The following is a 4930-nucleotide window of genomic DNA, read 5'->3' as shown; positions in this document are numbered from 1 at the left end:
CGACCTTCACACCGCCGGCCTTGCCGCGACCACCGGTCTTGACCTGCGCCTTGACGACGACGCGCGGCTTACCGGCGGCGGCGAACTCCTCAGCGATGGCACGTGCCTCAGCGGCCGTGCTCGCCACCTTCCCCTGGGGTACGGGAACCCCGTACTCTGCGAAGAGTTGCTTCGCCTGGTATTCGAACAGGTCCACGAGGGTCCGTCCTTGTAACTCGCTGGCTCAAGAGTGTCTGCCGGGGTGGCCTCGTCCGGATCGGCTGTGACCCACTGATCATGTGTCACACGACGCGCAGCCTCGTGGGCTGAGCCGCTACAGAAGATCGAGAACGCCGCGGAGTTGCCACCCGCGACATGCGCAAAGCTTAGTCGCCCGGCATCCGGGCGACGGACACCGGGGGCGTGTTGTCCAGGGCCGTTCCCCCGCGATCACCGCGCATACGGCGTTGCGCACCGCCCCCGATGGGAATTCGTGTGACCAGAGACACCTCCAATCACACCAGACGGGACGGTTTCACCCGTTGTGCGATGCGACGAAGGTCACCCGTGCGCGGTGGCCGGACGCACGTTCTCCCGAACCCAGTCGGCGATCTCGGCGGTCGGTGCGCCGGGCGTGAAGATCTTGGCGACCCCCATCCGCTCCAGCTCCTCGATGTCGGCGTCGGGGATGATGCCCCCGCCGAAGACGCGGATGTCGGTCGCGTCGTTGTCTCGGAGCAGTTCCATGACGCGGGCGAAGATGGTCATGTGGGCGCCGGAGAGGACGGACAGGCCGATCGCGTCGGCGTCCTCCTGGAGCGCGGCGGCGACGATCATCTCAGGGGTCTGCCTCAGTCCGGTGTAGATCACCTCGACCCCGGCGTCACGCAGCACACGGGCGACGATCTTGACCCCCCGATCGTGCCCGTCCAGACCAGGCTTGGCGACGACGACCCTTGTCATGGCGCACCCCTCCCGTGAGAAGGGTAACCCAGGGGTGGCCACCGTGCTCAGGGGTATCTTCCCCGCATGGGGGAGAACTTCGAACAGACCAGCACCGACGACCTGCGGGACCGCGCCGTGGAACTCGCGCGCAAGCGATGGGACGTGCGCTTCTTCTGGCGCCTGCTCGGCCTCATCCCGGCGGCCGAGGCGGCCGCGGGCAACATGGAGGCCAGCGAGGCCAGCGTCGCGCAGGCATCCGGATTCCTGTACGAGGCCCTGTCCGTGGAGACGGACCCGAAGGTCCAGGAGGCGCTGCGCCCCGTCTACGTCGAGTACCTCCGAGAGCACGGGGAGCACGCGAGCTGAACGTCCGAAAACCGCCAGCCGGGAGGCCGAGACGTCGGCGAGCATGGACCCATGGACGACGACCAGCGCTACCGAGCGGTGCACAGCCGCGACGCCCGCTTCGACGGCGTGTTCTACACGGCGGTGCGCACGACCGGCATCTACTGCCGTCCCAGCTGTCCGGCGGTGACACCGAAACGGGAGAACACGTACTTCTTCCCGACGGCCGCCGCGGCCCAGGAGTCCGGTTACCGGGCTTGTAAGCGCTGCCGCCCCGACCGCACCCCGGGCTCCCCGGAGTGGAACCTGCGGGCCGACGTCGTGGGGCGCGCGATGCGGCTCATCCAGGACGGTGCGGTGGACCGGGGCGGGGTCGGCGCCCTGGCCTCAGCGGTCGGCTACAGCGAACGGCAGCTCAACCGCCTGCTGACCGCCGAACTGGGGGCGGGCGCCCTGGCCCTGGCCAGGACCGAGCGCGCACGGACCGCCCGCGTCCTCGTGGAGACCACCGACATGCCGCTGGCGGACGTGGCCTTCGCATCGGGCTTCTCCAGCGTCCGCCAGTTCAACGAGACCATGCGTGCGGTCTTCGACCGGGCCCCGAGCCAGATGCGCGCGGGCGGCCCCGCACCGGAGGGGTCGCTCACCCTCCGGCTGCCCTACCGGGAGCCGATCGACCTCGACCGGATGCTGCGCTTCCTGGGCGACCGCGCGGTGCCGGGAGCGGAGGAGTTCCGGGACGGCGCGTACCGTCGTACCCTGTCCCTGCCCCACGGCCCCGGGATCGTGGAACTGTCCCCGGGGAGGGGGCACGTCGTGTGCCGGCTCCGGCTGTCGGAGCCGAGCGACCTGATGAGCGCCGTCCGGCGGTGCCGGTTGCTGCTGGACCTGGACGCCGACCCGCGCGCGGTCTCCGAGGCTCTGCGCGACGACCCGGTTCTGCGTCCCGCCGTGGCCGCGCACCCGGGCATCCGCTCCCCCGGCCACGTGGACCCGGCCGAACTGGCCGTTCGCGCGGTGCTGGGGCAACAGGTCTCCGTCCGGGCCGCCCGGACACTGGCCGGACGGCTGGTCGAGCGCTTCGGCGAACCGCTGCCCGAGGGTCTGGAGGACGCGGGGGGCGAACTGACCCACCTCTTCCCGGCCCCGGCGGTGCTGGCGACCGCGAACCCGACCGACCTGTCCATGCCCGTGTCACGGGGGCGGGCCCTGGTCGGTCTCTGCGCGGCGATCGCCGACGGCGACGTCGACCTCGGCCCCGGCTGTGACCGGGAGCGGACGGAGAAGGACCTGCTGGCGCTGCGCGGCATCGGCCCGTGGACCGCGAGCTACATCCGCATGCGCGGCCTGGGCGACCCGGACGTCTTCCTCGACGGAGACCTCGGGGTCCGCCAGGCCCTGCGCGGCGAACAGATCACACCGGAACAATGGAGTCCGTGGCGGTCCTACGCCACGCACCTCCTGTGGGCGAGAACGGACACGATATGAACCAGCCGGCGTTGCCACTGAACCTGGAAGTACCGCGGCCGCAGGAGCCGCTCCGGATACCGAGGAGGGAGTTCCGAGCGGCCGCGGGACCGACCCGCTTCGCCACGATGGACTCGCCCGTGGGCGAGTTGACGCTGTTCGGCGACGCCGAGTCGCTCAGCGGCGTGTGGACACGGCCGAAGACCGTTCCCGAGGACTGGACCAGGGACCAGGCCGCCTTCAAGGAGGCGATCGGCCAGTTGGCGGCCTACTTCGCCGGCGACCTGCGGGAGTTCGATCTCGCGCTGTCCCCCGCGGGAACGGACTGGCAGTTGGCGGTGTGGTCCGCGCTGACCACGATCCCGTACGGGGAGACCGCCTCCTACGGTCAGCTGGCGGAGGAGCTGGGCCGTCCGACGGCCTCCCGTGCGGTGGGGATGGCCAACGGGCGCAACCCGATCAGCATCATCGTGCCGTGCCACCGGGTGATCGGGGCCGACGGGTCCCTCACCGGGTACGCGGGCGGTCTGGAGCGCAAGAGGTTCCTGCTCGCCCTGGAGTCGTGAACCCGCCTCCGGGGTGGCACCCCGCCCCTTTCTGGTTCAGGTGACGCGGATGTCGTGCTCTTCCCGGTGGGTGAGCACCTCGTCCATGTGCGCCTCGGCCCAGGTCTTCATGACGCGCACCGCCTGGTGCAGGGAGAGGCCGAGTTCGGTCAGCTCGTAGGTGACCGTGACGGGCACGGTCGGTGTCGCGGTGCGGGTGAGGAGACCGTCGCGTTCCAAGGAGCGCAGTGTCTGGGTGAGCATCTTCTGGCTGACACCGGCCAGTTGGCGCGACAGTTCGGAGTAGCGCATCGGCCGCGGCTCGCCGGCGCCTTCGGAACCCGGCTGCGATGAGCCGTCGCCGCCCAGTGCGCACAGGATCAGCGTGACCCACTTGTCGGAGATCCGGTCGAGCAGCTTGCGGCTGGGACAGACCGCCAGGAAGGCGTCGTACCGGGCCTTGTTCTGTTCCCTCTTCTGTGCCGCCGTCGTCGTCGCCATCGGCTACTCCTCTCACCCGTGGGTGACTTACGCACCCTGAAGTGCCTACTTCCCATGAGGAAGTTGCCTTTCCATACTGATGCAAGGAGCCATCAGGCACCACCCTCAGCTCGCGACGAAAGCCAAGGACATGAGTATGATCTCCACCTCGCTTCCCGGCGGCACCTGGACTCTGGGCGACCTGAACGTCACCCGGTTCGGCTACGGCGCCATGCAGCTCGCAGGTCCCGGGGTCATGGGGCCGCCCGCCGAACGCGACGAGGCGGTCGCGGTGCTCCGCGCAGTCGTCGACCTCGGCATCACCCACATCGACACCGCCGGTGCCTACGGACCGCGCTTCACCAACCGACTCATTCGTGAAGCGCTGCACCCCTACCCCGAAGCTCTGCACACCGTGACCAAGGTCGGTGCCGACCGCGACCAGCAGGGCGGCTGGCCCCCGGCCCGCAGGCCCGAGGATCTGCGTCGCGCCGTCCACGAGAACCTCGACGATCTCGGCCTCGACGTGCTCGACGTGGTCAATCTCCGACTCGGTGACGCGGCGGGGCCCCGGCCCGGCTCGCTCGCCGAGCCGTTCGAGGCGCTCGTCGAACTCCAGCGACAGGGCCTGATCAGACACCTGGGTGTCAGCAACGCGACGGCGGAGCAGGTCGCCGAGGCACGCGCGATCGCGCCGATCGTGTGCGTGCAGAACATGTACAACCTCGCCTACCGCCACGACGACGAACTGATCGACATGCTCGCCCGAGAAGGCGTCGCCTACGTGCCCTTCTTTCCCCTCGGCGGTTTCAGCCCCCTCCAGTCCTCCGTGCTCACCGCCGTCGCCACCCGCGTGGAGGCGACACCGATGTCCGTCGCCCTCGCCTGGTTGCTGCACCGGTCACCGAACGTCCTGCTGATCCCCGGCACCTCGTCGGCAGCGCATCTGCGCGAGAACGTCACCGGTGCCGGGCTCTCGCTCTCCGACGAGGACCTCGCCCAACTGGACCGGATCGGCCGCTAGCGGGGTATCCGCCGGCCCGCACCGTCCCCGAACGCAAAAAAGGGGGGTGCCCACCCGGACACCCCCCATTCACAACCGCACAAACCCGCACACAAAAAGAGGGGGCCGTCCCCACAAGGACGACCCCCTCCAAGAAAAACCGTGG

Annotated in this window: 7 protein-coding genes; 4 read left to right on the top strand and 3 right to left on the bottom strand. The window is 69.8% G+C overall.

The window, feature by feature from the left end; genetic code table 11:
• Both ACTVAJ_RS08165 and ACTVAJ_RS08160 read right to left on the bottom strand, forming a co-directional pair.
• A partial coding sequence (locus ACTVAJ_RS08165; RefSeq protein WP_470387467.1) for an ATP-grasp domain-containing protein occupies window positions 1–196 on the bottom strand: 196 nt, incomplete at its 3' end.
• Between the two features lie 344 nt (window positions 197–540).
• Window positions 541–942, bottom strand: a complete 402-nt coding sequence (locus tag ACTVAJ_RS08160; protein WP_470387466.1) for a cobalamin B12-binding domain-containing protein — start codon at window positions 940–942, stop codon at window positions 541–543.
• A gap of 66 nt (window positions 943–1008) precedes the next feature.
• Between ACTVAJ_RS08160 and ACTVAJ_RS08155 the strand changes: the two genes are divergently transcribed.
• The 3 genes from ACTVAJ_RS08155 to ACTVAJ_RS08145 are packed head-to-tail and all read left to right on the top strand — an operon-like array spanning window position 1009 to window position 3302.
• On the top strand, window positions 1009–1290 hold the full coding sequence (locus ACTVAJ_RS08155) for a hypothetical protein (RefSeq protein WP_470387465.1): 282 nt from the start codon (window positions 1009–1011) through the stop codon (window positions 1288–1290).
• 51 nt (window positions 1291–1341) lie between these two features.
• Window positions 1342–2757: an AlkA N-terminal domain-containing protein gene (locus tag ACTVAJ_RS08150; RefSeq protein WP_470387464.1), complete on the top strand. Its 1416-nt coding sequence runs from the start codon at window positions 1342–1344 to the stop codon at window positions 2755–2757.
• Window positions 2754–3302 carry a methylated-DNA--[protein]-cysteine S-methyltransferase gene (locus ACTVAJ_RS08145; RefSeq protein ID WP_470387463.1) on the top strand — a complete coding sequence of 183 codons (549 nt, stop codon included), beginning with the start codon at window positions 2754–2756 and terminating at the stop codon, window positions 3300–3302. Before ACTVAJ_RS08150 ends, ACTVAJ_RS08145 begins: the two co-directional genes overlap by 4 nt.
• Before the next feature lie 36 nt (window positions 3303–3338).
• Here ACTVAJ_RS08145 and ACTVAJ_RS08140 read toward each other — a convergent pair whose 3' ends face one another.
• Complete coding sequence (locus tag ACTVAJ_RS08140; RefSeq protein ID WP_470387462.1) at window positions 3339–3782, bottom strand: winged helix-turn-helix transcriptional regulator; 444 nt, start codon at window positions 3780–3782, stop codon at window positions 3339–3341.
• A 136-nt stretch (window positions 3783–3918) separates the two neighbouring features.
• Between ACTVAJ_RS08140 and ACTVAJ_RS08135 the strand changes: the two genes are divergently transcribed.
• A complete protein-coding gene (locus ACTVAJ_RS08135; protein ID WP_470387461.1) occupies window positions 3919–4785 on the top strand; it encodes an oxidoreductase in 867 nt (288 codons plus the stop codon).
• Window positions 4786–4930: the final 145 nt, after the last annotated feature.

The organism is Nocardiopsis sp. KDC1DS13DA1, assembly GCF_055632325.1.
The sequence above is the reverse complement of the archived record's forward strand: the minus strand, read 5'-3'. Positions and strand labels throughout refer to the sequence as shown.